Source organism: Mesorhizobium sp. RSR565B (assembly GCF_054719465.1).
Genome location: NZ_JBTTIE010000001.1, coordinates 2,393,523 through 2,418,931 on the forward strand (window position 1 = coordinate 2,393,523; position 25,409 = coordinate 2,418,931).

The 25,409-nt window shown below is 63.9% G+C and carries 30 protein-coding genes and 1 pseudogene; 18 read left to right on the forward strand and 13 right to left on the reverse strand.

Annotation, left to right across the window (positions count from 1 at the left end):
• The first annotated feature begins 22 nt into the window (after positions 1-22).
• The 3 genes from ACYG9R_RS11590 (at position 23) to ACYG9R_RS11600 (ending at position 1,122) form a co-directional block, all read left to right on the forward strand.
• Complete coding sequence (locus ACYG9R_RS11590) at positions 23-445, forward strand: metallopeptidase family protein (protein ID WP_023673918.1); 423 nt, start codon at positions 23-25, stop codon at positions 443-445.
• A 65-nt stretch (positions 446-510) separates the two neighbouring features.
• A complete protein-coding gene (locus ACYG9R_RS11595; RefSeq protein ID WP_023673919.1) occupies positions 511-831 on the forward strand; it encodes a type II toxin-antitoxin system RelE/ParE family toxin in 321 nt (106 codons plus the stop codon).
• A 9-nt stretch (positions 832-840) separates the two neighbouring features.
• On the forward strand, positions 841-1,122 hold the full coding sequence (locus ACYG9R_RS11600; protein ID WP_023673920.1) for a helix-turn-helix domain-containing protein: 282 nt from the start codon (positions 841-843) through the stop codon (positions 1,120-1,122).
• A gap of 30 nt (positions 1,123-1,152) precedes the next feature.
• On the opposite strand, the gene ACYG9R_RS11605 is transcribed toward ACYG9R_RS11600, so the two are convergent.
• Both ACYG9R_RS11605 and ACYG9R_RS11610 read right to left on the reverse strand, forming a co-directional pair.
• On the reverse strand, positions 1,153-1,359 hold the full coding sequence (locus ACYG9R_RS11605; protein WP_023673921.1) for a DUF1737 domain-containing protein: 207 nt from the start codon (positions 1,357-1,359) through the stop codon (positions 1,153-1,155).
• 39 nt (positions 1,360-1,398) lie between these two features.
• Positions 1,399-2,280 carry an HpcH/HpaI aldolase/citrate lyase family protein gene (locus ACYG9R_RS11610; protein ID WP_023673922.1) on the reverse strand — a complete coding sequence of 294 codons (882 nt, stop codon included), beginning with the start codon at positions 2,278-2,280 and terminating at the stop codon, positions 1,399-1,401.
• A gap of 615 nt (positions 2,281-2,895) precedes the next feature.
• Here ACYG9R_RS11610 and ACYG9R_RS11615 point away from each other — a divergent pair.
• From ACYG9R_RS11615 to ACYG9R_RS11630, 4 genes are read left to right on the forward strand one after another with little or no spacing between them, the layout of a single operon-like run.
• Complete coding sequence (locus tag ACYG9R_RS11615; RefSeq protein WP_023702573.1) at positions 2,896-4,434, forward strand: DUF4153 domain-containing protein; 1,539 nt, start codon at positions 2,896-2,898, stop codon at positions 4,432-4,434.
• A 4-nt stretch (positions 4,435-4,438) separates the two neighbouring features.
• Positions 4,439-5,134, forward strand: a complete 696-nt coding sequence (locus ACYG9R_RS11620; protein ID WP_023702574.1) for a response regulator transcription factor — start codon at positions 4,439-4,441, stop codon at positions 5,132-5,134.
• Positions 5,122-6,717, forward strand: coding sequence for a sensor histidine kinase (locus tag ACYG9R_RS11625; RefSeq protein WP_023824387.1), 1,596 nt, complete (start codon positions 5,122-5,124; stop codon positions 6,715-6,717). The genes ACYG9R_RS11620 and ACYG9R_RS11625 overlap by 13 nt, the downstream gene beginning before the upstream one ends.
• 29 nt (positions 6,718-6,746) lie before the next feature.
• The gene (locus ACYG9R_RS11630) at positions 6,747-7,913 is read left to right on the forward strand and encodes an NAD(P)/FAD-dependent oxidoreductase (protein WP_023824386.1); all 1,167 of its coding nucleotides are present in this window, start codon (positions 6,747-6,749) and stop codon (positions 7,911-7,913) included.
• Positions 7,914-8,116: 203 nt separating this feature from the next.
• On the opposite strand, the gene ACYG9R_RS11635 is transcribed toward ACYG9R_RS11630, so the two are convergent.
• Entirely contained in the window at positions 8,117-8,848 is a 732-nt protein-coding gene (locus tag ACYG9R_RS11635) for a DUF72 domain-containing protein (RefSeq protein WP_023824385.1), read from the reverse strand.
• Between the two features lie 144 nt (positions 8,849-8,992).
• A complete protein-coding gene (locus ACYG9R_RS11640) occupies positions 8,993-9,418 on the reverse strand; it encodes a GNAT family N-acetyltransferase (RefSeq protein ID WP_023687647.1) in 426 nt (141 codons plus the stop codon).
• Positions 9,419-9,585: 167 nt separating this feature from the next.
• Between ACYG9R_RS11640 and leuD the strand changes: the two genes are divergently transcribed.
• The 5 genes from leuD (at position 9,586) to leuB (ending at position 13,485) form a co-directional block, all read left to right on the forward strand.
• Positions 9,586-10,191: a 3-isopropylmalate dehydratase small subunit gene (gene leuD / locus ACYG9R_RS11645; RefSeq protein WP_023694556.1), complete on the forward strand. Its 606-nt coding sequence runs from the start codon at positions 9,586-9,588 to the stop codon at positions 10,189-10,191.
• A 64-nt stretch (positions 10,192-10,255) separates the two neighbouring features.
• Complete coding sequence (locus ACYG9R_RS11650; RefSeq protein WP_023740124.1) at positions 10,256-11,179, forward strand: hypothetical protein; 924 nt, start codon at positions 10,256-10,258, stop codon at positions 11,177-11,179.
• A gap of 306 nt (positions 11,180-11,485) precedes the next feature.
• Positions 11,486-11,869 (forward strand): RidA family protein, encoded by a 384-nt coding sequence (locus tag ACYG9R_RS11655; protein WP_023683820.1) that lies wholly within the window; start codon positions 11,486-11,488, stop codon positions 11,867-11,869.
• 13 nt (positions 11,870-11,882) lie between these two features.
• Positions 11,883-12,233: a VOC family protein gene (locus ACYG9R_RS11660; protein ID WP_023824384.1), complete on the forward strand. Its 351-nt coding sequence runs from the start codon at positions 11,883-11,885 to the stop codon at positions 12,231-12,233.
• Positions 12,234-12,381: 148 nt separating this feature from the next.
• Positions 12,382-13,485 (forward strand): 3-isopropylmalate dehydrogenase, encoded by a 1,104-nt coding sequence (leuB, locus tag ACYG9R_RS11665; RefSeq protein ID WP_023824383.1) that lies wholly within the window; start codon positions 12,382-12,384, stop codon positions 13,483-13,485.
• 8 nt (positions 13,486-13,493) lie between these two features.
• Here the strand turns inward: leuB and ACYG9R_RS11670 are convergent, their stop codons facing one another.
• The 4 genes from ACYG9R_RS11670 to ACYG9R_RS11685 form a co-directional block, all read right to left on the reverse strand.
• The gene (locus tag ACYG9R_RS11670; RefSeq protein ID WP_245260091.1) at positions 13,494-13,892 is read right to left on the reverse strand and encodes a MarR family winged helix-turn-helix transcriptional regulator; all 399 of its coding nucleotides are present in this window, start codon (positions 13,890-13,892) and stop codon (positions 13,494-13,496) included.
• A gap of 49 nt (positions 13,893-13,941) precedes the next feature.
• A complete protein-coding gene (locus tag ACYG9R_RS11675) occupies positions 13,942-14,370 on the reverse strand; it encodes an SRPBCC family protein (RefSeq protein WP_023824382.1) in 429 nt (142 codons plus the stop codon).
• A gap of 193 nt (positions 14,371-14,563) precedes the next feature.
• Positions 14,564-15,286, reverse strand: coding sequence for a DUF805 domain-containing protein (locus ACYG9R_RS11680; RefSeq protein ID WP_023824381.1), 723 nt, complete (start codon positions 15,284-15,286; stop codon positions 14,564-14,566).
• A gap of 323 nt (positions 15,287-15,609) precedes the next feature.
• Positions 15,610-17,451, reverse strand: coding sequence for a DEAD/DEAH box helicase (locus tag ACYG9R_RS11685; RefSeq protein WP_023824380.1), 1,842 nt, complete (start codon positions 17,449-17,451; stop codon positions 15,610-15,612).
• Between the two features lie 422 nt (positions 17,452-17,873).
• Between ACYG9R_RS11685 and ACYG9R_RS11690 the strand changes: the two genes are divergently transcribed.
• Together ACYG9R_RS11690 and ACYG9R_RS11695 are read left to right on the forward strand one after the other, a co-directional pair.
• Positions 17,874-18,908, forward strand: a complete 1,035-nt coding sequence (locus tag ACYG9R_RS11690; protein ID WP_023671698.1) for an aspartate-semialdehyde dehydrogenase — start codon at positions 17,874-17,876, stop codon at positions 18,906-18,908.
• Positions 18,909-19,088: 180 nt separating this feature from the next.
• Positions 19,089-19,541: a GNAT family N-acetyltransferase gene (locus ACYG9R_RS11695; protein WP_023671699.1), complete on the forward strand. Its 453-nt coding sequence runs from the start codon at positions 19,089-19,091 to the stop codon at positions 19,539-19,541.
• Between the two features lie 3 nt (positions 19,542-19,544).
• Here ACYG9R_RS11695 and ACYG9R_RS11700 read toward each other — a convergent pair whose 3' ends face one another.
• Positions 19,545-19,952, reverse strand: a complete 408-nt coding sequence (locus tag ACYG9R_RS11700) for an ACT domain-containing protein (protein ID WP_023671700.1) — start codon at positions 19,950-19,952, stop codon at positions 19,545-19,547.
• Positions 19,953-20,309: 357 nt separating this feature from the next.
• Between ACYG9R_RS11700 and ACYG9R_RS11705 the strand changes: the two genes are divergently transcribed.
• The 4 genes from ACYG9R_RS11705 to ACYG9R_RS11720 all read left to right on the forward strand — a co-directional run bounded on the left by ACYG9R_RS11705 (position 20,310) and on the right by ACYG9R_RS11720 (position 21,677).
• The gene (locus ACYG9R_RS11705; protein ID WP_023738030.1) at positions 20,310-20,720 is read left to right on the forward strand and encodes a DoxX family protein; all 411 of its coding nucleotides are present in this window, start codon (positions 20,310-20,312) and stop codon (positions 20,718-20,720) included.
• Positions 20,721-20,734: 14 nt separating this feature from the next.
• On the forward strand, positions 20,735-20,929 hold the full coding sequence (locus tag ACYG9R_RS11710; protein ID WP_348528151.1) for a hypothetical protein: 195 nt from the start codon (positions 20,735-20,737) through the stop codon (positions 20,927-20,929).
• Entirely contained in the window at positions 20,896-21,261 is a 366-nt protein-coding gene (locus ACYG9R_RS11715; RefSeq protein WP_348528150.1) for an SRPBCC family protein, read from the forward strand. Before ACYG9R_RS11710 ends, ACYG9R_RS11715 begins: the two co-directional genes overlap by 34 nt.
• Positions 21,262-21,413: 152 nt before the next feature.
• Complete coding sequence (locus ACYG9R_RS11720; RefSeq protein ID WP_023824379.1) at positions 21,414-21,677, forward strand: YMGG-like glycine zipper-containing protein; 264 nt, start codon at positions 21,414-21,416, stop codon at positions 21,675-21,677.
• Between the two features lie 87 nt (positions 21,678-21,764).
• Here the strand turns inward: ACYG9R_RS11720 and ACYG9R_RS11725 are convergent.
• The 4 genes and pseudogenes from ACYG9R_RS11725 to ffh form a co-directional block, all read right to left on the reverse strand.
• Positions 21,765-22,610 (reverse strand): annotated as a pseudogene (locus ACYG9R_RS11725) (acyl-CoA thioester hydrolase/BAAT C-terminal domain-containing protein).
• 87 nt (positions 22,611-22,697) lie between these two features.
• Positions 22,698-23,099, reverse strand: coding sequence for a 30S ribosomal protein S16 (gene rpsP / locus ACYG9R_RS11730; RefSeq protein WP_023671705.1), 402 nt, complete (start codon positions 23,097-23,099; stop codon positions 22,698-22,700).
• A 104-nt stretch (positions 23,100-23,203) separates the two neighbouring features.
• Positions 23,204-23,530 (reverse strand): chorismate mutase, encoded by a 327-nt coding sequence (locus ACYG9R_RS11735; RefSeq protein ID WP_023671706.1) that lies wholly within the window; start codon positions 23,528-23,530, stop codon positions 23,204-23,206.
• A 7-nt stretch (positions 23,531-23,537) separates the two neighbouring features.
• Complete coding sequence (gene ffh, locus ACYG9R_RS11740) at positions 23,538-25,124, reverse strand: signal recognition particle protein (protein ID WP_023824378.1); 1,587 nt, start codon at positions 25,122-25,124, stop codon at positions 23,538-23,540.
• Positions 25,125-25,409 lie beyond the last annotated feature (285 nt).

A 25,409-nucleotide genomic window follows, 5' to 3' on the forward strand; every position in this document is an offset into this window, starting at 1 on the left:
ATGCCGGATCAAAGGACAAAGCATGGCCCGCATCTACAAGACCCGCACCTGGCACGATGAACTCTCGCCTTCGATCGAGGAGATCGAGTTTCTGGCGCTGGAGGCGTACGCACATCTGCCCGACGATTTTCGCAAGCTGACCGGCGAGATCGTCATCATGATCGCCGAATTCCCGACCGACGAGATCATGGACGATCTGTCGCTGGAGACACCGTTTGATCTGCTTGGCCTGTTCGAGGGCCGCGGCATCGCCGAGCGCTGGAACCCGCAGACCGGCGAAGGCCCGAACCGCATCACCCTCTACCGCCGCGCCATCCTCGACTATTGGGCCGAAAACGAAGAGACGCTGGGCGACATCGTCACCCACGTGCTGATCCACGAGATCGGCCACCATTTCGGCCTGTCGGACGACGATATGGAAAAGCTTGAAGAGGCGGCGGAGTAAGGCTGTGCGATATTCAGGTGGCGAGCCTGCTTGTGAAATTATACAAGTTTTGATATAAAGTCTGTATGCCGACCAAGCGACTGGAGTTTCTTGGAGATTCTCTTGCCAAGCTCCGGGCTTTTCCAGAGGCGGTGCGCAAGGAAACGGGCGTTCAACTGCACAAGGTTCAACTCGGATTTGAGCCAAGCGATTGGAAGCCGATGACGACGATAGGCCTAGGCGTACGGGAAATCCGTGTCCGAGACGATGCTGGCGCGTTCCGGGTGCTTTACGTCGCCAGCATAGGTGACGCCGTCTTTGTCTTGCACGCCTTCCAGAAGAAGACGCAACAGACGGCGAAACGAGACTTGGCTCTTGCCGCATCGCGGTTCAGGCAAATTCAGTGAGACATGCTCATGGAACGTCAAAGCTTTGAAAATGTCTGGGATGCGCTGGAAGACACCCCGGCTCAGTCCGCCAACATGACTATGCGCTCCAATTTGCTGATCGCGATCGAACAGCGGGTGCGGAGTTGGGACGTTACCCAAGCCGAAGCAGCCAACCGGCTCGGGATTACCCAGCCACGCCTTAGCGATCTTCTGCGGGGCAGGATCGCGAATTTTAGTCTGGACACCTTGATCAATCTGGCCACACAGGCCGGACTTACAGTGCGTCTTGATATTGCCGAGGCAGCCTAGCGCTGTCTTAGACAGGCTGGCAAAGCTCGCCTACCAATCACTCAGCTTCGTATCCGGCCCGTATTCCTGGCCGTCGATATCCTTCACCACCGCCTGGCCGCAGCGCATCGATTTGGTCTTCTTGTCATAGGCGTAGGTCGGTGAGCCGTACAGGTGCCAGCCCTTGTTCAGCGCCGCGGTGACCTTGTGGCAGAAGGTTGAATCGTCGGGGGCGGACAGAAAGCGGTAAAGTCTCATGGGTCAGATCCTGTCGTGAGTTCGTCTTTTCGGGGCGGATCATGCGCCGATGGCGGCGGCCTTCGCCAGCAGTTTTTCGGCTTGCACCAGGTGCAGCCGTTCGACCATCCTGCCATCCAGCGCAATCACGCCCTTGCCGGCATTTTCGGGCAAGGCGAAAGCCTCTTTCACCGCGTGCGCCTCGGCCAAGGCTTCGGGCGCGGGCGCAAAGGCGCGGTTGGCGGTTTCGATCTGGGCGGGGTGGATCAGCGTCTTGCCGTCGAACCCCATGGCGGCGGCTTCCGTGCATTCGCGCGCAAACGCGTCGAGGTCGCGAAAATCGTTGGAGACGCCGTCGAGTATGTCGATGCCGCCGGCCCGCGCCGCCAGCACCATCTGCATCAGCCAAGGCACGAGGTAGCGCCGATCAGGCGTCGCCAGAATGCCGGTTTCCTTGACCAGATCGTTCGTTCCGGCAACGAAACAATTTAGCCGCGAAGCGCGATCGCGGCCGAGTTCGGCAATGGCGCCGATATTGAGCATGGCCTTGGGCGTCTCGATCATCGCCCAGAGCTTGACGCTGTCGGGGGCAAAATTGTCGTCGAGCACGTCGCCGACTTCGAGGATATCGCGCGGCGTGGCGACCTTGGACAACAGGATGCCGTCGGGCTCGAATTTCGCCGCGGTCAGCAGGTCATCGTTGCCCCATTCGCTGGACAGCGCGTTGACGCGCACGATCATCTCGCAGCGGCGTTTCGGTCGGCTGGCGAAAATGCCGGCCAGTTTGTCCCGCGCGGCGATCTTGTCTGAGGGCGCGACGGCGTCTTCGAGGTCGATGATCACGGCATCGCAGGCCAGCGTCGCGATCCTGGCCAGCGCCTTGTCGTTGGAGGCGGGGACGTAAAGCACCGAGCGGCGCGGGCGGTAAGGTTCGCTTGTCATGGCCGATCTATGCCGCGTGGGGGCGGGTGAGGCAAGCGTCCGACCGGTACCTGATGACGAGCCAACTGCGAAAGCTTGCGCTGCCCCGCCCGTCCCGCAGCAGTTGCGGAAGGGGGGCCTTTCCTCTCCCCCGTCGATCGGGGGAGAGGTGTCGAGCGAAGCTCGACGGAGTGGGGGTCGACCCATGCGCTCAGTGCCCTTCCGATGTCCGTTCGCGGCGACTGCCAGGTGGTTCCCCCACTCCGTCTCGGCTTCGCCGAGCCACCTCTCCCCCCTCCGGAGGGAGAGGAAAGGAGCCTGGCTGGGACAGCGCCAACGTCCGGAAAGATGGGGGGGGGAGCGCCCCGGCCGTAAGCACAGGTCCTGCACGAAAACTGCACATCCCTGCGGAAAACCTCCTCCGCTCCGCCCCGCCGTTTCCATGCGAGCCCGCGACAACAGCGGCATGCAACAGCGAAACGCTCACCTTTGGTCCTTGCCCTATCGCCTGCGCAGCGAAAGCTGGTGGTTGGTCGATCCGCCCCGGGCGGCGGCCCGCCCTTACCTGGAAGCGAGCCTGCTCCCTTTTATCCGCCCACCGGCCGAGCGGACCCAGCCCATCAGGAAAATCCGCGCATGACATCGTTTGCAAGCTTTTCCAGCCGCTTCGGCATCGCCGTCCTGCTCGTGGCGCTGGCGGATTTTTTCTTTTACGGCCAGCCCGCCGGGATCACGGTGCTGCTGTTTGCCATCCTGATCGCCGGCGCGGTGGTCGCTGTGCATCCTGCCGCACTGAATTCCACCCGACCCTGGCTCAAGCCGGCCGCTTTGTTCGTCGCGCTGCTGCCGCTGGCCGAGAACGTCAGCCCGCTGTCGGTGGCGATAGCTGTCGTGGCGCTGGTGGTGTTTGCGCTGTCCCTGTCCGGGCGGCTGCGGCACGGCATCGCCCGCATTGCCGGCCAGGTCGCGCTGTTCCTGCTGGCGGCGCCGCTGCGCCTTATCCGTGACTTTTTCCAATGGCGCCGCACGGTGCGCCGGCTTGGCGGCCGCCGCATCCACCTGGCGTCCATCATCGTCTGGGTCATGCCGGTGACGCTGGGCGCGGTGTTCCTGCTTTTGTTCGGCACCGCCAATCCGGTCATCGAATACTGGCTGTCGCTGATCGACCTGATGAAGCTGCTCGATCTCATCCAGCTGGCGCGGATCGTCTTCTGGCTGTTCGTGCTCGCCGGCGTCTGGGCTTTCCTGCGGCCTCGCCTGCCGCGCTTGCTGCGCCGACCCCCACGCCGCCTTCCACCTTTGGCGCCGCCTGCAGCCGTGGCCGCACCGGCCGCGACAAAATCCGCCACGACGATCGAGGCCGTCGTCTTCGGCAAGGCCGCGATCTTGCGCGCGCTGATCGTCTTCAATGCCCTGTTTGCGCTGCAGACCGGGCTCGACGCCGCCTATCTCTGGGGCGGGGTCGCCCTTCCCGACGGGTTGAGCTATGCCGCTTATGCGCATCGCGGCGCCTATCCGCTGATCGCCACCGCGCTGCTGGCCGCCGGCTTCGTGCTGGCGGCGCTGCGGCCGGGCAGCGAAACGTCAAGCGATCCGCTGATCCGCCGACTGGTCTATGCCTGGGTGGCGCAGAACATCGTGCTGGTCATTTCGTCGATTCTCAGGCTCGATCTCTATATCGGCGTCTATGCACTGACCTACTGGCGCATCGCGGCTTTCGTCTGGATGGGGTTGGTGGCGTCAGGGCTTGTACTGATCATTGCCCGCATCGCGCTTGGAAAATCCAACGAATGGCTGCTCTCCGCCAATCTTGCGACGCTATCGGCGACGCTTTATGCCTGCTGCTTCATCAACTTCGCCGCAATGATCGCCAATTTCAATGTCGACCATTCCCTTGAAATGACCGGCGACGGCACGCCTATCGATACCGAATATCTGCGCTCGCTCGGCGCTGCCGCCATGCCGGCGCTGGACCGCCTCTACATGCACCAATTCGGAAACCAAACCACCTATCTGGCCGACCAAATGATGATCGACGACACTATCGCCGAGCAGAAGCAGTGGCGCGCCTGGAGCTTTCGCGGCTGGAGGCTCGTGCAGGTTCTCGACAAGAGAGGTCCGCTCGTGCTTCCTCCACCTACCCAGCCCTCGCAACCTTCAGTGCCGGACCGTTAGATCCATGCCGCATCAGATCCTGGTCGCCGACGACGATCCGCACATACGCGAGATCATCTGCTTTGCGCTGGAGAGGGCCGGGATGAAGACGCAGGCCGTCGCTGACGGCGCAGCCGCCCTGCAGGCGATCGAAGGCCGCGAGCCCGACCTCGTCGTGCTCGATATCGGCATGCCGGAGATGGACGGGCTGGAAGTCTGCCGGCGGCTGAGGCAGCGCTCCGATGTGCCGATACTGTTCCTGTCGGCGCGAGACGAGGAGATCGATCGCATCCTCGGGCTCGAAATGGGCGGCGACGACTATGTGACGAAACCGTTCAGCCCGCGCGAGCTGGTGGCGCGCGTCAACGTCATCCTGCGTCGCGCCCGCCCGCTGGCGCCGGATCCGGCCGATGACAGGGCCTTTGCGCATGGCAAGCTCAGCCTGGTGCCGGCCAGCCACGGCGCCAGTTTCGACGGCAAGGCGCTGGCGCTGACGGCGATCGAATTCTCGATCCTGAAAGGATTTCTGGCGCGGCCGGCGCATGTGCTGGGGCGCGACCTGGTGGTCGCTAGCGCCTATGCCGCCAACATCCATGTCGCCGACCGTACCGTCGACAGCCACATCCGCAACATCCGCGCCAAGCTGGCGGCGGCAGGCTGTCTCGACGCCATCGAAACCGTGCATGGCGTCGGTTTCCGGCTTGGCCGATGCGGCGCCTGAGCGACGCCAAATGGATCGGCACCAAATGGCGGCCAAGGCTGGCCACGGTGGTCCTCGCCATCCTCATCATGGTGCTGGCGCTGCCGCTGGTCGGCCTGTTCTTCTTCCGGCTTTATGAAAACCAGCTGATCCGCCAGACCGAGGGCGAGTTGATCGCGCAAGGCGCCGTCATCGCCGCCATCTATGCGCAGAATATCAGTGACGCCGCCATTGCCCCGGAGAAGCTTGGGGTGCCGATGCAGGCTGACAGCGGCGAAGCCAGCCGCGGCGACGACACGCCTTACCAGCCGATCGAGCCGAGCCTCGATCTCGCTTCCGACTATCTGCTGCCGACCCGGCCCGCCGGCATTGCCGCCGCCACCGATCCAGCCTTCACGGCCATCGGCGCGCGACTGTCCGGCATTCTCGACACGACGCAAAAAACCACGCTGGCCGGCTTCCGGCTGCTCGATCCCAAGGGCGTCGTCATTGCCGGGCGCGACGAGGTCGGACTATCCCTGGCCAATGTCGAGGAGGTGCGCGAGGCCCTTGCCGGCCGCTATGCCAGCGCATTGAGGCAACGAATCCCCGATCAGCCGCCGCCGCCGCTCTATTCGGTCAGCCGCGGCACGAAAGTTCGCGTCTTTGTCGCCATGCCGATCGCGGTCGACGGCCATGTCGCCGGCGTGATCTACCTGTCTCGAACGCCGAACAACATCGTCAAGCATCTCTATGGCGAACGCGGCAAGGTGACGCTGGCGGCCATCGCCATGCTCTCTGGCACGCTGCTGATCGCGCTGGTGTTCCTGCGCACCGTGAGCCGGCCGATCTACGCGCTGATGGAGCGCACGAGGCGCATCGCCGCCGGCGACCGCGACGCGATCCGGCCGCTCGACCATCACGGCACGCGCGAAATGGCCGAGCTGTCCGCCGCCTTCCTCGACATGGCGGAAAAGCTGCAGGCGCGCTCCGACTCGATCCAGACCTTTGCCACCCATGTCTCGCACGAGCTCAAATCGCCGCTGACGGCGATCCAGGGCGCGGCCGAACTCTTGCGCGATTCCGGCGAGGCGATGGACGCGGCAGAGCGCAAGCGGTTTTCCGGCAACATCGTCAACGATGCCGGAAGGCTCAATCTGCTGGTACGGCGCCTGCTCGATCTGGCGCGCGCGGAAAACCTGGCGCCGAGCGGCGAAAGCACATCGCTCGATGCGGCGCTGGCATTGCTGCCGGTCGATGGCCGGCTGGCGGTCAACATTGAGGCGGGTGGCGAAATCGGCCTGCGGATATCAGCCGAGAATGCGGCGATCGTGCTTGCCAATCTGATCGACAATTCGGCCAGGCACGGAGCCACCCAGGTTCTTCTCTCTGCGGCCACCGCCGACGGCAAGGCGACCGTTGCGGTCAGCGATGACGGCGCCGGTATTTCGCCGAGCAACAGGGCCCGCATTTTCGAGCCGTTCTTCACCACGCGCCGTGAGTCCGGCGGCACCGGCATGGGCCTCGGCATCGTGCTGGCCCTCCTGAAAGCGCATGATGGCACGATCGCGCTGGTTGACTCCGGACGCGGCACGCGCTTCGAGATCATTGTGCCGGCGGCGTGAAGCATACCGGCGGCCGGATCGGAGAAAACGTGCGCTACGACATTGTCATCATCGGCGGGGCCATCGTCGGCTCCTCTGTCGCCTATTATCTGCGCGAGGAAGGCTTTACCGGCTCGATTGCGCTGATCGAACGCGATCCGCAATTCGCCCATGCGGCAACGACGCTGTCCATGGCCTCGATCCGTCAGCAATTCTCGATCCCGGAAAACATCCGGCTGTCGCAGTTCACGCTAAACCTGTTCCGGCGGCTGAAGGAGACCTTCGGCGCCGATGCCGATATCGGCTTTCGCGAGGGCGGCTATCTGATCCTGGCCGGCGAGGCCGGGCTGCCGATCCTGAAAGCCAATCACGAAGCGCAGGTCGCAGAGGGCGCCGACATTCTGCTCGAGGATGCCGACCAGCTGGCAAAGCGTTTTTCCTGGCTGTCGACGGAAGGCATCAGCGCCGGCGCCTTCGGCCGCACCGGCGAGGGCTGGTTCGACGCGCATGCCATGCTGACGCTGTTTCGCAAGGCATTGCGTGACAGACAAGTCGATTTCATCGCCGCCGATGTCACCGGCATCGAGCGCCAGGCCAACCGCGTTACCGGCGTGCGCCTCGACATTGGCGAAAAGCTGGAAGCCGGCATCGTCGTCAACGCCGCTGGTCCAAACGCCGGCAAGATCGCCGCTCTTGCCGGGCTCGCGCTGCCGGTCGAGCCGCGCAAGCGCAATGTCTTCGTCTTCGAGGCGCGGGAAAAATACGCCGACATGCCGCTGCTGGTCGATCCCTCCGGCATCTATGTCAGGCCGGAAGGCTCGGTCTATCTCACCGGCGGCGCCGAACCGGAGGAGGGCGATGGCCCCGCCGACCCCAGGGATTTCGACGTCGACTGGCCGCTGTTCGAAGAGGTGATCTGGCCCGTGCTGGCAACCCGCATCCCCGCCTTCGAGGCGATCAAGCCGACCCGCGCCTGGGCAGGCCATTACGACTACAACACGCTCGACCAGAACGCCGTGATCGGGCCGCATCCAGAGGTCGGCAATTTCATCTTCGCCAACGGATTTTCCGGCCACGGCCTGCAACAGGCGCCGGCGGTCGGCAAGGCGCTGGCGGAGTTGTTGGTGCATGGCGGGTATCGGACGGTGGATTGCTCGGCGTTTGGGTACGCCAGAGTGGCTGAGGGAAGGGCGTTTCGGGAATTGAACGTGATTTGAGGCGGCAAAAGCTCACTGTCGAGTTCCCGCCCACCCCCTCTGCCCTGCCGGGCATCTCCCCCGCAAGCGGGGAGATTGGCAGCTTCGGCGAAGGCGCCATTCTTGCAACGTCGGCGATTGGCGAAAGCGGTCGCGGCATCTGATCTCCCCCCTTGCGGGGGAGATGGCCGGCAGGCCAGAGGGGGGTGCTGTCCCGCGAGAGTCTAAGCAACCATCGCACTGACAGCCATCGCGTTGCCCAGCGCATGCCCGTTGGCCGTATTGTCAAAAATCCCCCACACCTCGGCGCCGGAATCTGCTGCTGCTTCCACTTGCCGCGCAAACCGGTCGAGCGTTTCGGCATCGTAACCCGAATAGTAGATCCGCGGCGCGCCGTGCCAGCGGAAATAGGCAAGGCCGGGCCAGCCACCTGGCCCTGCTGCCTCCGGAACCGAAGCCGGGTCGGCGGCGACCCGTGCGACCTGGTGACCGGCCAGCAGTGCGTCCGCCTCGGCACCGAACCAGGTGGGATGGCGCGGCTCGCATGCCAGCCTTGCCCGGATACGCCTGCCCAACATGTCGAAGAAGCCGCCGGCGACCTCCGGCTCGAAGGGCAAGCTCGGCGGCAGCTGCACCAGAAGCACGCTCAGCTTTTCGCCGAGACCTTCGACCTGCCCGAGAAAGTCCTCTGTCAGCCCCTCGCAATCGGCGAGGCGATGATCATGGGTCATGTTCTTCGGTGCCTTGACCGCGAAGCGGAAGTGCTCCGGCACGGCGTGCGCCCAGCGCTCATAGGTCTCGCGGCGGTGCGGCTTGTAGAACGTGGTGTCGATCTCGACGGCCGGAAAGCGTTTTCCGTAACGTTCGAGATGCGAACCGGATTGCGGAAAGTCAGCCTTGTATCGAGACGGAATTCCCCAGCCGGCGGTGCCTATCAGAGATCGGCGATTTCCCATCCTGCGGATTTGGACCGGATGAAGCGCGGGTCAAGGGCGACAAAGGAGGCGTTGCTCCGCGGTGTCCTGAACACCGTTCCGCATTGCCGAGAACCTTGCCCGCCTTGACTGCCCAACCCGATCGGCAATTGCGCTCGACGCTCGTCAGCCCTCGCGGGAGAACCAGAACGCGTCGGCCATTCGCGTCATGCCGATACGCTCATAGAAGCCGACGGCGTCGGGCATCGAGATCAGGCTGATGGCGACCGAAGGCCCAAGCTGCCGGCGGGCCGCGTCCATCAGGCCCTTGCCGATGCCGAGGCCTTGCGCAGATTGGGATACGGCGAGCTCTGAGACATAGCACACCCAGGAAAAGTCGGTGATGGCCCTGATAACGCCTATCAGCGGCCTGCCTTCGATGTCGAGCCGCGCCGTCAGCACCAGGTTCGCGGCCGAAAGCATCGCCTGCAGCCGGGCGTCGTCATCGACGGGGCGTGTTTCGCCGAGCGTGGATTCGACCAGCACGCGGCGGAATTCGGCGACGTCGAGCTCAGGCTCCCGGGCATAGATAATCTTCGATTGTGCGGTCATGGGCGTAAGGTGCACCAACGGCAGCTGGTTTTAAAGACAGTGCCGCGCCGATCTTTCGATCGGGGCCGCGCACCAACAGTTGCCTTTTATTTGCCGGCGGCTTTGTGTAAACCGGGCGCCAGCAAACCCTGACGCAACGAATTATCGATCAAGAACGGGCAAAAGCCATGGAAAAATTCACCAAGCTCACCGGCGTCGCCGCACCGATGCCGATCGTCAATGTCGACACCGACATGATCATCCCCAAGGATTATCTCAAGACGATCAAGCGCACCGGGCTCGGCAGCGGCCTGTTCGCCGAAATGCGCTACAAGGACGATGGCTCGGAAAACCCCGACTTCGTGCTCAACAAGCCAGCCTACCGCAAGGCGCAGATCCTGGTCGCCGGCGACAATTTCGGCTGCGGTTCGAGCCGCGAACACGCGCCGTGGGCGCTGCTCGATTTCGGCATTCGCTGCGTCATCTCGACGTCGTTCGCCGACATTTTCTACAACAACTGCTTCAAGAACGGCATCCTGCCGATCACCGTCAGCCCCGAAGACCTGGAGAAGCTGATGGACGACGCCTCGCGCGGCTCCAATGCGACGGTGTCGGTCGACCTCGAGGCCAAGGAAATCCGCGGCCCCGACGGCGGCGTGGTCACCTTCGACCTCGACGACTTCAAGCGCCACTGCCTGCTGAACGGTCTCGACGATATCGGCCTGACCATGGAGAAGGCCGGCGCCATCGCCTCGTTCGAGAAGAAGAACGCTGCCGAGCGTCCTTGGGCCTGAGTGGTACGAGATGGCCCGGCCGCCACAAAGCCGGGTTCGTGGCGGCTGAACGGAGGGGACAGTCATGACACGTTTTCTTCTTGCCGGCGCCTGCGCGCTGGCGTGGATGCTGATGCCGGTGGCCGGCGCGCAAGCACAGACCGACACGGTCCTCGTGCCGGCAGAAGATCCGTCCGCCGCCGATCCGGGCGCGTCGAGCAATGCGGCCCTGGCGGACGATGACAGCCAGGGGCCGGTCCCGTTCGAGGGCGGGCAGCTGACCATTACCGAGCCAGAGCAGGATGGCGAAAAGGTGCTGGCCTATGACGGCAAGCAGCTGGCCAGCAATTACGACGTGTTCTTCGACAGAACAGTCAAGGTCGGCGGCGTCAACGTGGCGCTGGTCGATGTTGGCGACGGCGGCAACCAGTGCGGCCCGGCCAAGGTCATCGTCTGGAAACCGGAAGGCGGCGAGATACAAAGCCTCAAGGTCGAACAGGACGAATGCGGCGCGCCGCCGGCGGCGGTGGCCGACAACGCCATCTATTTCGTGCCGTATCTGTTGCCGGGCGATACGAAGCAAGCGCTGCAATGGTCGCCCAGCGATGGGCTGACGATCTCGGGCGACCTGACCTACGCGCCGGAGCCGGGTACGGACTGGAAGGACGTCGATCCGGCCAAATACCAGAACATCATCGACGCCTTCCACAATGAGGCCGTCTACAAGGCGGCGCAGACGCTGCTCGGCGACACCATGCCCGACATGGCGACCAGCCTGCTGGTCGGCGGCGGCACCGAAAAGACGGCGTCGGGCGCCTTCTACGCCACCGGCTGCGTGCCGCACGCATGCGGCAGCAATGACGGTTTCATGGCGGTCGACCCGGCCAAGCACACGCTCTACTTCGCCCGGCGCGGCGACAATGGCGAGCCGCAGGCGTGGCCTGACGTGAAGACCTGGCCTGCGGATGTGAAGGAAGCAATGGACAAGGCGCAGGAGTCGGGGAACTAGAGTTCGCGGCAGCGCGGCGAACACTCGGTGTTCATGCTTGTTTCGTCGCGATCCGTCACACGCCCCTCTGCCCTGCCGGGCATCTCCCCCTCAAGGGGGGAGATCAGACGTCACTCTGGCTTTCGCCAATCGCAAATGTGGAAAGCGAGAAAGGCGTCCGAACTGCTAATCTCCCGCCTTGAGGGGAGATGGCCGGCAGGCCAGAGGGGGGTGCTGTCCCGCCGACGACCAAGATTTGCACCTGACTTGGCCCATGGCCTAGCCGGCCCTTTCCCTGCAAAGTGTCCGAAACCACAGCGAGGCTCCATGCGCACACTCATCTCCACCGGTTCGCCCTTCGAAAAAACCGCCGGCTATTCGCGCGCGGTGGTGCAGGGCGACTGGTGCTTCGTGTCGGGAACGACCGGCTACGACTATGCGACGATGACCATGCCGGAAACGGTGGAGGCGCAGACGCGCAATTGCCTGGCGACCATCGCGGAGGCGCTGAGGGATGGCGGCTTCGACATGGCCGATGTGGTGCGGGCGCATTACTACATCACAGACCGGGCCATCGTGGACGTCGTCTTCCCCATCCTCGGCGAGGCTTTCGGCGAGATCAGGCCGGCGGCGACGATGATCGTGTGCCAGCTCAACAAGCCGGAAATGAAGATCGAGATCGAAGTCACGGCGCTGCGGCGCACGGCTTGAGGAGGCCAAAGCCATGACGGTCCGGCGCATCGTAGCCAATATCGGGACGCAGGACGCGGCGGCGGCGAAACGCTTCTATCAGGACGTGCTTGGCCTCGATGTGCTGATGGATCAGGGCTGGATCGTCACCTACGGGTCCGACGAACGGATGCAGGTGCAGATCAGCTTCATGGCCCAGGGCGGCTCCGGCACGCCGGTGCCGGACCTCTCCATCGAGGTCGACGATGTCGATGCGGCGCTGCAAGGCATGAGGGCCGCCGGCTTTGCCATCGAATACGGTCCGGCCGACGAGCCGTGGGGCGTACGGCGGTTTTATGTGCGCGATCCGTTCGGCCGGTTGGTGAATATTTTGTCGCACAAGTGATTTGTTCCTCTCCCCCGCCTCTGGCCACGGCGAGGAACCCAGGTCTTGAGAGGCGGGCGCCGTCGTAGCGTTCTTCATCCCCTTGCGCCGCAAGCTCTTGGCGTTTAGCAAGGCCGCGGTTTCTCCAAACAGCATCGGACGGTTCTCCATGGCTTCGAAAAATCTTCTCCTGCTCGCCGGCGACGGCATCGGCCCCGAGGCGATGGCCGAGGTGAAGAAGCTGATCGCGGCCATGAACGCAAAGCTCGGCAGCGGTTTTGCCACTGATGAAGGCTTGGTCGGCGGCTGTGCCTACGACGCGCATGGCGCGGCGATTTCGGATGGCGACATGGCAAAGGCGATGGCTGCGGACGCCGTGCTGTTCGGCGCCGTCGGCGGGCCGAAATGGGACAAGGTGCCTTACGAGGTGCGTCCCGAGGCCGGGTTGCTACGGCTGCGCAAGGATATGGAGCTGTTCGCCAATCTCCGGCCCGCCATCTGCTATCCGGCGCTGGCCGCGTCGTCCTCGCTGAAGCAGGAAGTCGTCGAGGGCCTCGACATATTGATCGTGCGCGAGCTTACCGGCGGAGTCTATTTCGGCGAGCCGAAGCAGATCATCGATCTCGGCAACGGCCAGAAGCGCGGCATCGACACGCAGGTCTACGACACGTTCGAGATCGAGCGCATTTCCGGCGTCGCTTTTGAGCTGGCGCGCACGCGCAAGAACCACGTGACATCGATGGAAAAGCGCAACGTGATGAAATCCGGGGTGCTGTGGAACGAGGTCGTCACCCAGACCCACGCAGCCAGATATGCCGACGTCAAGCTCGACCACATGCTGGCCGATGCCGGCGGCATGCAGCTGGTGCGCTGGCCAAAGCAGTTCGACGTCATCGTCACCGACAATCTGTTCGGCGACATGCTGTCCGACATCGCCGCCATGCTGACCGGATCGATCGGCATGCTGCCGTCGGCCTCGCTCGGCGCGCCCGATGTGAAGACCAGCAAGCGCAAGGCGCTGTACGAGCCGGTGCATGGCTCGGCGCCCGACATTGCGGGACAGGGCATCGCCAACCCGATCGCCATGATCGCGTCGTTTGCCATGTGCCTGCGCTACTCCTTCGGCATGGTCGATGAGGCCGACAAGCTCGAAGGCGCCATAGCCGCCGTGCTCGACGACGGGCTGCGGACGAAGGATATTTTGTCCGAGGGCATGACCGAAGTCGGCACTGTCGCAATGGGCGATGCCATCATCGCCAAGTTCCTGGCTTAGCGGCCGACTCAGCGGATCTCGCCGGCCAGCCGTTTCAGCAGGCCGACGAGTTGCGCCTCATCCACGGTTGAGAAAAAAGCAGCGTCGGCGGCTTCGACGGCGACGATAGCGCGCTGGACTGCGGCCGTCCCCGTCGTGGAGACGCGGATCACCTTGGCGCGGGAATCCCGCGGGTCGGTGTCCCGCACAATCAGTCCCTTTGCCTCAAGCCGGGCGACGACGTCCGACGTCATCTTCACCTCGGTGCCGGCCTGGGCGGCGAGTTGGACCTGGTTGGGCGGCTCGCCATAGCGGCCGAGCCACATCGCCGAAGCCAGCAGCACGAACTGGACATGGGTAAGGTCAAGCGGGGCCAGCGCCGCCGTCATGACGCGCTGCCAGCGCATGGTGGTTCGCCAGAGCAGCAAGCCGGGGCTCTCGGATGGTCCGCTGAAGCGCGTGTTCAGATCCCCTTGATCAGCCACCGTTCGCCAACACCATTGCCTGCTCGAACAGTTTGGCCATCGAAGTGTCGAAATCGCCGCTGATCTGCGGCCCGAGCTCTGGTCCGACCTCGGCGGCCGATGGGCCGGAAATCTCGAGGCGATGAGTCACTTGAGTGCCACCCTCGACCGGCGTCAGCGTATGCCTGAACAGCAGTTTCGTGTCGCCGAACGAGGTCTCGTCGGCATAGGTTACAGCGTCGACGAGGTCGACGATCGTCGATTGGAAGGTGTCCTGCCCGACGGGCGTTACAGAGACGCGGGTGCCCTTGGCGAACGGGCCGTGCAGCACGAAGGTATCGGACCCTTCGTAGGTGAGGCGGCCTTCGTGCAGCGCCTTGAGCGCGTTCCAGATGGCCTGCGCCGAAAGGGGGGAAATTGCGGTGTACTCGTTGGTCCACATTTGTCTTGGCTCCATCATCCGTTTTCGATCGTCGATTTGATGATTGCACAGATTATCTGTGCACAGACTAAATGGCAAGAGAAATATTTCGTTCGTTCGGTCAAAACAGCAGCTGCCTTCCCGGCTGCGACCTAAGCCATTGTTATAGCACGGCTGTCCGCAAACAGCCGGCTGCTCATTTCTTGGTGCGGGTCTAGGCTCCGCCTCCTCTAGGCACCGGCCCCCACTGGTTTTCGTGGGCCTGGGTCGGGATCAATCCGAGTATCAGCGCGAGGATCAGCGTAGCCGGAGCGAACATGAAGGTGATTGCGAAGTAAGGTATTAACAGCCAGCCGGTCAGGCCGATGTCGTGCAAGCGGCGCACGACGAGCCCGACCCAGGGCAGGAACGTCGCTAGCCAAAACAGCCCCCAGACGCCGATCATCACAATCGGCCAGTTGCCGGCATCGAAATTGCCGACGGCCTGGTCGGCGAGGGCGCCGGCAATTCCGACCAGGATGAAGCTGACGGTCCAGAACAGGCAGTAGCCCCAGAATTCCTTGCGGCGGGCGCGTTCGGCGAAGTTGATGTAGTTGCGCGTCACGCCTCGCCAGAAATAACCCGGCAGTCCGCTATCGCGAACCGCGCCGTCTTCCGCCAGGCGGCCGAAATGCTGTGGGGCGGCTGAAGCGGCAGCCGCCTTGGGCGGCGCGGCGCTTGCCGCTGGCGCAGCGGTGGCGGGACTGGCGGGCTGGGCGCGGATTGAAAAAACGTCGCGCGCCTGACCGCTTGCCGGCAGAAACTCGACCACAGCGCCGTTCGCGATCACGGTATCACGGCGCAGTTCCTCGCGCGCGAAGGTGTAGCGGTTGCCGTCCGCCCCGGTGATGAAGCCGAAACCCTGGGCCTCGTCATAGTGAAGAACTTCGCCGCGCATTTAGCCTCGCCCCCGTGCAGGCACAGACTGTTCAAAGTTGCGGCGGACTGCAAGGGGGTGGACGAAATGGAGGGCAAACGGTTCAGGCATGAGTTGCTTTATTTTCCGGTGCGTTGGCGCTGCCCCTCACCTGCCTGCCGGCATCCTCTCCCGTATAGTGACGGGGAGAGGGGTCGCTGTTATCGACGATTCCGCCAATCACCAACGCTGCAAGAAGAGCGCCAAGGCTGCGGTCCGCCCTTTCTCCCGTCACTATACGGGGAGAAATGCCCGGCAGGGCAATGAGGGGCAGCGCCTGCATTTGTAATTGGCCGATAAGAGCCTCAAACCGGCCGCTTCTTCGGCTTCTTGTTCTTCGGCGGTCCCGCCTTGTCGAATTTCGGTTTCCCGGCCCAAGGCTTTGCATCGCCGGCGGGCCGTTCCCGCTTCTCGAATTTCGGCTTGTGTGCGCTTTGCGGCGCCTCGAACGGGCGCTTGCCGCGATGCGGCTTCTTGTCGGGCTTCGGCGCCTGGTAGCCGGCCCGCGACAGGTCGGGCGTGCCGTCCAGGCGCTTCACCGCAATGTTGCCCTGCAATTTCTTGTCGGGGCCGACGGCGGCGAGGAAGCGATCGGCCCAGTCGGCCGCGATCTGCACGTAGGTCTCATCCTGCTGCATCTTGATGGAGCCGATCTCGCGCTTGGAGATGTTGCCGGTGCGGCACAGCATCGGGATCAGCCAGCGCGGCTCGGCATTTTGCTTGCGCCCGATCGACAGCGAGAACCAGACACTGTCGCCGAAGTCGTCGCGCCGGCTTGGCGCTTCATCGCGGCGCTCGAATTTTTCGCCCGCCGGTTTGTCACGCGAAGGCGTGAACGGTGCGACATCCGTAAGCTCCTCGGGCGCCGAGCGGCTGGCGCGGCATTGGCGCACGAAGGCGGCCGCAATCTGTTCGGCGCCATGCCTGGCCAGAAGCGTGTCGACGAAACCGCGCTCGTCCTCGGCTACCGGCTCGTCGAAGACTGGATCGGCAAGGATGCGCTCGTCATCGCGCTTGATCACGTCGTCGGCCGAGGGCGGGCTCGCCCATGTCGCCTTCAGCCCTGCATTCTGCAGCAGGCGCTCGGTGCGCTTGCGGGCGCCGTTGGGCACGATCAGCGCGCTGACACCCTTGCGGCCGGCGCGGCCGGTACGGCCGCTGCGATGCAGCAGCGTTTCGGGATTGGTCGGCAGATCGGCATGGATGACCAGTTCGAGATTGGGCAGGTCGATGCCGCGCGCGGCGACATCCGTGGCGATGCAGACTTTGGCGCGTCCGTCGCGCATCGCCTGCAGCGCGTGGGTGCGTTCGTTCTGGCTGAGCTCGCCCGACAATGCGACGACGGAAAAATTGCGGTTGTTGAAGCGTGCCGTCAGATGATTGACGGCGGCGCGGGTGTTGCAGAACACCAGCGCGTTCTTCGCCTCGTAAAAGCGCAGCACGTTGATGATGGCGTTCTCGCGGTCGGGATAGGCGACATTCAGCGCCCGGTATTCGATATCGAGATGCTGCTTTTCCTCGCCGCCGGCCGAGATGCGTACGGCGTCGCGCTGATAGCCTTGCGCCAGCGTGGCGATCGAGCGCGGCACGGTGGCCGAAAACATCAGCGTGCGGCGCTGAGCCGGTGCGGCATCGAGGATGAATTCGAGGTCCTCGCGAAAGCCGAGGTCGAGCATCTCGTCGGCCTCGTCCAGCACCACGGCTTTCAGCGCCGACATGTCGAGGGAGTTGCGGGTGATGTGGTCGCGCAGGCGGCCGGGCGTGCCGACGACGATGTGGGCGCCGCGCTCCAGCACGCGCCGTTCGGAGCGCATGTCCATGCCGCCGACACAGGACGCGACGGTGGCGCCGGTCGGCGCGTAGAGCCATTGCAGTTCGCGCATCACCTGCAGAGCGAGCTCGCGTGTCGGCGCCACGGCCAGCGCCAGCGGTGCGCCAGCCTGGTCAAAACGTTCGGCGCTGCCCAGAAGGGTCGGCGCCAAAGCGAGGCCGAAGGCGACGGTCTTGCCGGAGCCGGTCTGCGCCGACACCAGAGCGTCGGACTCGCCGAGCTCCAGCACCGCCTTCTGCACCGGCGTCAGCTCGGTATAGCCGCGTTTTTCCAGCGCCTCTGCCAGCGCAGGAACAATAGCTTCGAAATTGGACATCTCACTCTTTCGGAATTCAGGGTCTGGGCTCATCATGGAGCACATGCCGGGGCTGACGCACGCCAGCCAAACACTATTTGGGCGTTCGTACTTCTTGCGGCCGCTATTGTACAGAGCAGGCGTGTGCCTCCCGCAATTGACTCCTGACGCAAACCGCGTAAAAGCCGGCATCGAACGGGATCATTTTCGATGCGCGGCCTTCTGATGGCTCTTCTTGCATTCGACTTCCCCGGCCACAATCATGGGGCCGGGCGCGTTGGCGCGTCTTACCGTTCCAGCAAAACTATGGCCAAAACCACCACCAAAACGGTGTGATTCCCTTGGCCTAACCACCCTCTCCCGGGTCCGGCCTGGGGGACGAAACCCGCATTGGCCGGCGGGTTTTCTCCAAAAACCAAGCGGAGAGGGACAGGAGATTTCTGATGAGTTTCAAGGTTGCGGTAGTCGGCGCCACGGGCAATGTGGGTCGCGAAATGCTCAACATACTGGAAGAGCGCGGCTTTCCGGTAAGCGAAGTCGTGGCGCTGGCCTCGCGGCGCAGCCAGGGCACCGAAGTGTCGTTCGGCGACCGTTCGCTGAAGGTCAAGACGCTCGACCAGTATGATTTTTCCGACACCGACATCTGCATCATGTCGGCCGGGGGCAACGTCTCGAAGGAGTGGTCGCCGAAGATCGGCAAGCAGGGCTGCGTCGTCATCGATAACTCGTCGGCCTTCCGCTATGATCAGGACGTGCCGCTGATCGTGCCGGAAGTGAACCCGGATGCGATCTCGCTGTTCACCCGCAAGAACATCATCGCCAATCCGAACTGCTCGACGGCGCAGCTGGTCGTGGCGCTGAAGCCGCTGCACGATGTCGCCACCATCAAGCGCGTCGTCGTCGCCACCTATCAATCGGTATCCGGCGCCGGCAAGGAAGGCATGGACGAACTCTTTACACAGACCCGCGCGGTGTTCGTCGCCGATGGCGTCGAGGTCAAGAAGTTCACCAAGCGCATCGCCTTCAACGTCATTCCGCATATCGACGTCTTCCTCGACGACGGCTCGACCAAGGAAGAGTGGAAGATGGTCGCCGAGACCAAGAAGATGCTCGACCCCAAGATCAAGCTGACGGCGACCTGTGTGCGCGTGCCGGTGTTCATCGGCCATTCCGAAGCCGTCAACATCGAGTTCGAAAAGCCGATCACCGCCGACGAGGCGCGCGATATCCTGCGCGAAGCGCCGGGCTGCCAGGTCTTGGACAAGCGCGAGGATGGCGGCTACATCACGCCGCTGGAATCGGCCGGCGAGGACGCCACCTTCATCTCGCGCATCCGCGAGGATTCGACCATCGACAACGGCCTGTCGATGTGGATCGTCTCCGACAATCTGCGCAAGGGCGCGGCGCTCAACGCGGTGCAGATCGCCGAGCTTCTGGTCGAGCGCGGCCTGATCCAGCCGAAGAAGAAGGCGGCATAGTTTATTCGCTCACGGGCCGTATCGCCGCTGCCGCGGCGGGCCCTCCGCGGGGGCGCCGGAAAGCCGGCGGCCCGCAGTCGCGGGCTCGGCCTTCGGCCGAAGCCTTCCTTCTCCCCGTTCACGGGGAGAAGGTCCCGGCAGGGGGATGAGGGCAGCGCTGACCTCTGTTGAGAAACGCCTTTGAACGATCCCACCAAAATCGTGCTGCGACCCGCCACGGCTTTGGATGCCGCGACCATCGCCATTGTCATGCGGGCCGCACTTGGCTCGTTCTCCTGGATGCCGGTCATCCACACGCCGGATGAGGATCTTGCCTTCATCCGCGAGATCGTGCTGTCCCGCCAGCAGGTGACGGTCGCCGAGGCCGGCACCGGCATTGTCGGCTTCATTGCCCTGAGCGGCGATTGGGTGGAACAGCTCTATCTCGACCCCGCCTGGACGGGGCAAGGCATAGGCAGCCGGCTGCTGGTGCAAGCGACCGCCGCGCTACGGATCGTTAAACTGCATTGCTTCCAGGCCAACACCGGCGCGCGTCGCTTCTACGAGCGCCATGGCTTTCGCCCCGAGGCGTTCGGCGCGGGCACCACCAACGAAGAAGGCCTGCCGGATATTCTCTACGTGCGTCGAGCTTGATATTCAGCCGGCGTTATCCTTGGCCAGTTGGCGCAATAACTCCATCGCTTCCTCGGCCCGCTCAGCGGGCACGAACAGATGGTCATGATAGAAAGCAGAGACCGGATTGACGCCCATGCCGGCGGCGGCCAGCCGGGCGGTGATGGCGGCGAGGAAGCCGACGGCTTCTAGCGAGGAGTGGACGTTCAGGGTGATCATGCGGCAGCGGAACGAAGCGGTCAGCCCGGCCGCCCGTGCCGCGTCCTCGGTCACGATCAGTGTCACACCCTCGCGCTCGCGAAAGACCATCACGGGATCGAGGCCTGCCTGCCGGCTGATTCCAGGTGTGAGCGTAGCGAACACGTAGACGTCCGGCAGCAGTTCCGGCGTCATCGCCGCCAGCAGCTTTTTCAGATCAGTCTCGCCGGCCATTCGCTCGTCTCTCGCCCAGCCCTATCAATAGCCGTGACTGGTGGATGTCGATAGTCCGTCAAGGTGGAGGGACAGCGCCCCCCTCTGCCCTGCCGGGCATCTCCCCCGCAAGGAGGGAGATCGGCGGTTTCGATGCTCCGCTCATTCATGGAACATTGCCGGAGCGGTCGAGCGTGTAATCTCCCCCCTTGCGGGGGAGATGGCCGGCAGGCCAGAGGGGGGTGTGAAGGATCGCCACGCAGCGGCTTTTGCTTGCTGCTACCCAAAAAGAATCCGCACCCTGTAGGATCGCCGCCCCATCGCTCGTCCTTGGTCCGAAGCCAGCAAACGGCTCGAACCACTTAGGAGGGAACACCCGTGAGTATTTCTCAAACCATGCCCGTCTCGTCGGGCGCCCTGTGGACCGGCCGCGTGCTCAGCGGCCTCATCATCCTGTTCATGATCTTCGATGGCGTCATCAAGCTGCCGCCGCTCGATGTCGTCACCCAGACCATGGTGTCGCTCGGCTGGCCGGCCGATGTCAATGTCGCGCGCACGCTCGGCATTATCGGGCTGATCTCGACCGCGCTCTATGCGCTGCCCCGCACCTCGGTGCTCGGTGCCATCCTGCTCACCGGCTATCTCGGCGGCGCCATCGCCACAAATATGCGCGTCGGCAGCCCGTTGTTTTCGCACACGCTGTTTAGCGTCTATCTCGGCATCATCCTGTGGGGCGGTCTCTATCTGCGCGACCCAAGCGTGCGCGCCCTGATCCCGTTCAGCCGTTAAGCGAGGAGAAAAACATGCTCAGCACCATTCTCATCCTCCTGGTCGTCATCATCGCCGCCGTGCTCATCAATGCGGCGACGAGGTCGAATGATTTCGTCACCGCCCGCACCGCCAGCATCAAGGCCGCGCCGGAAGCGATCTTTCCGCTGATCAACAATTTCAAGCACTGGCCGGAGTGTCACCCTACGAAAAGCTCGACCCCGAGATGAAGCGCACGCTGTCGGGCGCTGATGCCGGCAAGGGCGCCGCCTACGCCTGGGAAGGCAATGCCAAGGCCGGCAAGGGACGCATGGAGATCGTCAATTCCGTGCCATCCTCGCTGGTGTCGCTGAAGCTCGACTTCGAGAAGCCGTTCCGGGCCAACAACAGCGTCGACTTCACCCTGAAGCCCTCGGGCGACACCACCGCAGTCACCTGGGCAATGCGCGGCAGCCGGCCCTTCATTGCCAAGCTTTTGGGCCTCTTCATGAATTTCGATACGCTGATCGGCAAGGATTTCGAGGCTGGCCTCGCCAATCTGAAGAAGGCCACTGAAAGGTAAAACGTCCTGCATTTCAACAAGCTCGGCGGCGGTCGTTACGAATGTGACAGGCACGCGCACCGGGATCTCTCACGTCTTCGGGATCAAATCAGCTGTCTGGGAGTTAGAGCCGTGGCGGCGAGGACGGCGATCCGCGTGAGAGAGGAACGACAATGAAAAAAGCGATGATCATTCTGGTACTGGCGACCGCACTGGGTGCGTGCTCGCAAACCGAAAAGGGTGCCGCGGTCGGCGGTCTCGGCGGCGCGGCGGTTGGCGCAGCTGTGGCAAGTGATCCGGTTCAGGGCGCCGTCGTCGGCGGCGCCGTCGGCGCCGTAGCCGGCGCGCTGATCGGCCGTGCCAGCGAAAGCGGTCAATGTCGCTACCGCGGCCGCAACGGGCGCACCTATATCGCCAGCTGCCCCGACGGTTATTGAACACAGCCAGGTCCAACATCGGAAACCGGCGGCTATAGATCGCCGGTTTCGCTGTTGCCCAAGGCAGCTGGACCATGGCTGCCTGCGCTACTGCAATCCCCGGATATGCTCCCAAGCCAGGCGGCCCAGGCGTGTGTCGGCGTCGTCATTGCCGCCATGGGCGTGCAGCCCCGAGCGCGGCGTGTTTTCGCCCGGCAGCAGAATGCGGTGGCCGGCGTCGGGCACTGAGACGAGGCAGGTGGTCATTGCTGTGTCCTGGCGACGCCGAACGATCGACTGGGCAAAATCCAGCGATGGCCATAGCGCGTCGTCGCCGCCCGCAACCAGAACAATGTCGGCTGAAATAGCTTCGGCGGGAATGGCAGCCTTGGCCGCTGCGTCCTTGAAGGTTTGCAAGGCACGTAGGAAGAGCCCCCGGTAGGACACCAGACCATGGACATACTCAGCGTTCCAAGCGGGATTGCTTGGGACAAACGGCAACGGAATCCCTCGAGCGTCCACGACGATCGTTCCGGCCAGCTGACGCCGTCGCGGCCCGGCCCGATATTGCCCCAGACCACCGATGTCGGGCTGATCGCAACCACGAGGCCGATGCGTGGATCGTGAGCCGCCGCAAGCAGGGAGGCCTCGGCGCCTTTCGAGGTCCCGACATAGACGATGCGCCGGCATCCCATCTGGACAAGATAGTCGGTCGCCGCGAAAAACGTTTCGAGCGGGATCTCGCAAATGCCGGGCACCTGACCTTCGCCGTCAAACCATTGCAGCGCGAGAGCGGATGCTCCTTCCTTGGCAAAAGAGCCGGGCGCGGGTGACGTCGATGCGGCCGCTCGATCCGCTGAGCACGACGACGCCTGTCGTGGCGCCGGCGCATCGCAACAGCGTTCCGGCTACGCCGCCGAAAAGGGTCTCTTCCGTGACGGTCCGCTCAGTCATCTTTCGTTCGAACGCATATGACATCGCCGCACATTAGCAAAACGGCGGGCACAGGCCCGCCGTTTTGTCGATGCGATGACGCGATGCTTATTCGGCGGTGGCGGCTTCCGCTTCGGCCGGGGCTGCAGCAGCGGCGGCAACGGCGGCGGCAGCGTCTTCCTGGGCCTTCTTCAGCAGAGAGGCGCGTTCCTGCGCCTTCTTGCCGGGCTCGGCCTTCTTCGGGTTGGAGCGGGCTTCGCGCTTGAGGAGGCCGGCCTCATCGAGGAAGCGCAGCACGCGGTCGGTCGGCTGAGCGCCGTGCGACAGCCAATGCTTGACGCGGTCGGCGTCGACCTTGACGCGCTCGCCGTCCTTGGGCAGCAGCGGGTTCCACGAGCCGATCGACTCGATGAACCGGCCGTCGCGCGGCGAACGGGCGTCGGCAATGACGACGTGGTAGTAAGGGCGCTTCTTCGAGCCCGCACGGGCCAGTCTGATCTTCAAGGGCATTTCATTTCTCCTAAATTTCTGATTTCAGTGTTGGGTTAATGGCTTTGTCTGGTGCAGGTCGTTGTCCCAAAACCGCTGCGCACTTTTGGGCGACATGCACTTTGTTAGCCGGTTTTGCTTGCGCCGTTGGACGCGGCGATCTGCTCGTGATGGCGGATCACTTCGCGGACGACGAAGTTGAGGAATTTTTCCGCGAAATCGGGGTCGAGATGAGCGTCCTTCGCCAGCTGGCGAAGGCGGGTGATCTGCTCCTGCTCGCGCGCCGGGTCGGCGGGCGGCAGGCCATGCTCGGCCTTGAGCACGCCGACCGCCTTGGTGCAGCGGAAGCGCTCGGCCAGCATATGAATGAGGGCGGCGTCGATGTTGTCGATCGAGGCGCGATAGCCGGCCAGGATGGTGCGTGCGTCGGCCATGTCTTTTTCTTCGTTCATAGCGTCCTCACTTCTTCTTGCCGAGGCCGGGCAGACCACCGCCGCCAAGGCCGGGAAGCTTCATGCCGCCGGGCAGACCGGGCAGGCCACCGCCGCTCGGGGCGGGCAGGCCCTTCATGCCGCCAAGGCCGGGCATCTGCTTCTGCAAGGCTTCGAGTTGCTTGGGATCCATCTTGGATAGGTCGGGCATGCCGCCACCCATCATGCCGCCGGGGCCACCCGGCATCATGCCGCCGAGGCCCATCTTGGAGGCAAGGCCGCCCATCATGCCGCGCATCAGGCCGCCGCCTTTGCCCTTGCCGCCCATCGCCTTCATCATGTCGGCCATGCCGCGATGCATTTTCAAGAGCTTGTTGATCTCGGCCGCATCCGTGCCTGAGCCGGCGGCGATGCGCTTCTTGCGCGAATGTTTCAGCATGTCCGGATTGGCGCGCTCGGCCTTGGTCATCGACGAGATGATGGCGAGCTGGCGGCCGAACATCTTGTCGTCGAGGCCGGCGGCGGCCATCTGGTCCTTCATTTTGCCCATGCCGGGCATCATGCCCATGATGCCGCCCATGCCGCCCATTTTCGACATTTGCTGAAGCTGGCCGGCAAGGTCGTTCAGGTCGAACTTGCCCGACTGCATCTTCTTGGCCATCGCCGCCGCCTGCTCGGCGTCGATGTGTTCGGCGGCCTTTTCGACCAGCGAGACGATGTCGCCCATGCCAAGGATGCGGTCTGCAATACGCTTGGGGTGGAATTCCTCCAGCCCGTCCATCTTTTCGCCGGTGCCGATCAGCTTGATCGGCTTGCCGGTGACGGCGCGCATCGAAAGCGCGGCACCGCCACGGCCGTCGCCGTCCATGCGAGTCAGCACCAGGCCGGTGATGCCGACGCGCTCATCGAAGCTTTTGGCAAGGTTGACGGCGTCCTGGCCGGTCAGCGAATCCGCGACCAGCAGGATTTCGTGCGGGCTCGACACCTTCTTGATGTCGGCCATCTCCACCATCAGCGGCTCGTCAATATGGGTGCGGCCGGCGGTGTCGAGGATGACGACGTCATGACCGCCGAGCTTGGCTGCCTGGACGGCGCGCCTGGCGATGTCGACCGGGTTCTGGCCGGCAATGACAGGCAGCGTCGCGACTTTGACCTGCTCGCCGAGCTGGCGCAGCTGCTCTTGTGCCGCGGGCCGCCGCGTGTCGAGCGAGGCCATCAGAACCTTCTTGTTCTGGCGCTCGGTCAGGCGCTTGGCGATCTTGGCCGAGCTCGTCGTCTTGCCGGAGCCCTGCAGGCCGACCATCATGATGACGACCGGCGCCGGCGCATTGAGGTCGATGGCGACGCCCTCGGCGCCGAGCATGTCGACCAGCTCGTCATGGACGATCTTGACGACCATCTGTCCGGGCTTGATCGACTTGACGACGGCGGCGCCGACGGCCTTTTCGCGCACCTTGTCGGTGAAGGAACGCACCACTTCCAGCGCAACGTCCGCCTCGAGCAGCGCACGGCGCACCTCGCGCAACGCCGCCGAGACATCAGCCTCCGACAGCGCGCCGCGGCCTGTCAGGCCGTTCAGGATGGAGCCAAGGCGCTCCTGAAGTGATTCAAACATTGGTCAACCCGCCGCGCGAGAGCGCCTTGGATTCATGGTGATCCCTGTCGGGCCGATGGCCCTCCACGCCTCTTGTGCGCTCCTGCAGCGATTCAAACATTCCGTTTCCTTTTTCTCAGGCACCCCGATGGTGCCCGAGAGGTAGTGCGTTCGCGCCGCTCATCCAAGCAAAGCTCAAAACCAAAAAGCACCCGGGGGCGCTCAGCGCTGCCGGGTGTTGGCCTCCAGGATCTGTTTACAGCACCCACCTCAAAAGGTTTTGGCGTCCTGGTCGGCTTGCTCGGA

Bases quoted from the DNA above. Each gene is read 5' to 3' on its own strand.
- ACYG9R_RS11590 (WP_023673918.1), top strand. From the start codon at position 23: ATGGCCCGCATCTACAAGACCCGCACCTGGCACGATGAACTCTCGCCT.
- ACYG9R_RS11595 (WP_023673919.1), top strand. From the start codon at position 511: ATGCCGACCAAGCGACTGGAGTTTCTTGGAGATTCTCTTGCCAAGCTC.
- ACYG9R_RS11600 (WP_023673920.1), top strand. From the start codon at position 841: ATGGAACGTCAAAGCTTTGAAAATGTCTGGGATGCGCTGGAAGACACC.
- ACYG9R_RS11605 (WP_023673921.1), bottom strand. From the start codon at position 1,359: ATGAGACTTTACCGCTTTCTGTCCGCCCCCGACGATTCAACCTTCTGC.
- ACYG9R_RS11610 (WP_023673922.1), bottom strand. From the start codon at position 2,280: ATGACAAGCGAACCTTACCGCCCGCGCCGCTCGGTGCTTTACGTCCCC.
- ACYG9R_RS11615 (WP_023702573.1), top strand. From the start codon at position 2,896: ATGACATCGTTTGCAAGCTTTTCCAGCCGCTTCGGCATCGCCGTCCTG.
- ACYG9R_RS11620 (WP_023702574.1), top strand. From the start codon at position 4,439: ATGCCGCATCAGATCCTGGTCGCCGACGACGATCCGCACATACGCGAG.
- ACYG9R_RS11625 (WP_023824387.1), top strand. From the start codon at position 5,122: ATGCGGCGCCTGAGCGACGCCAAATGGATCGGCACCAAATGGCGGCCA.
- ACYG9R_RS11635 (WP_023824385.1), bottom strand. From the start codon at position 8,848: ATGGGAAATCGCCGATCTCTGATAGGCACCGCCGGCTGGGGAATTCCG.
- ACYG9R_RS11640 (WP_023687647.1), bottom strand. From the start codon at position 9,418: ATGACCGCACAATCGAAGATTATCTATGCCCGGGAGCCTGAGCTCGAC.
- leuD (WP_023694556.1), top strand. From the start codon at position 9,586: ATGGAAAAATTCACCAAGCTCACCGGCGTCGCCGCACCGATGCCGATC.
- ACYG9R_RS11650 (WP_023740124.1), top strand. From the start codon at position 10,256: ATGACACGTTTTCTTCTTGCCGGCGCCTGCGCGCTGGCGTGGATGCTG.
- ACYG9R_RS11655 (WP_023683820.1), top strand. From the start codon at position 11,486: ATGCGCACACTCATCTCCACCGGTTCGCCCTTCGAAAAAACCGCCGGC.
- ACYG9R_RS11660 (WP_023824384.1), top strand. From the start codon at position 11,883: ATGACGGTCCGGCGCATCGTAGCCAATATCGGGACGCAGGACGCGGCG.
- leuB (WP_023824383.1), top strand. From the start codon at position 12,382: ATGGCTTCGAAAAATCTTCTCCTGCTCGCCGGCGACGGCATCGGCCCC.
- ACYG9R_RS11675 (WP_023824382.1), bottom strand. From the start codon at position 14,370: ATGTGGACCAACGAGTACACCGCAATTTCCCCCCTTTCGGCGCAGGCC.
- ACYG9R_RS11680 (WP_023824381.1), bottom strand. From the start codon at position 15,286: ATGCGCGGCGAAGTTCTTCACTATGACGAGGCCCAGGGTTTCGGCTTC.
- ACYG9R_RS11685 (WP_023824380.1), bottom strand. From the start codon at position 17,451: ATGTCCAATTTCGAAGCTATTGTTCCTGCGCTGGCAGAGGCGCTGGAA.
- ACYG9R_RS11690 (WP_023671698.1), top strand. From the start codon at position 17,874: ATGAGTTTCAAGGTTGCGGTAGTCGGCGCCACGGGCAATGTGGGTCGC.
- ACYG9R_RS11700 (WP_023671700.1), bottom strand. From the start codon at position 19,952: ATGGCCGGCGAGACTGATCTGAAAAAGCTGCTGGCGGCGATGACGCCG.
- ACYG9R_RS11710 (WP_348528151.1), top strand. From the start codon at position 20,735: ATGCTCAGCACCATTCTCATCCTCCTGGTCGTCATCATCGCCGCCGTG.
- ACYG9R_RS11720 (WP_023824379.1), top strand. From the start codon at position 21,414: ATGAAAAAAGCGATGATCATTCTGGTACTGGCGACCGCACTGGGTGCG.
- rpsP (WP_023671705.1), bottom strand. From the start codon at position 23,099: ATGCCCTTGAAGATCAGACTGGCCCGTGCGGGCTCGAAGAAGCGCCCT.
- ACYG9R_RS11735 (WP_023671706.1), bottom strand. From the start codon at position 23,530: ATGAACGAAGAAAAAGACATGGCCGACGCACGCACCATCCTGGCCGGC.
- ffh (WP_023824378.1), bottom strand. From the start codon at position 25,124: ATGTTTGAATCACTTCAGGAGCGCCTTGGCTCCATCCTGAACGGCCTG.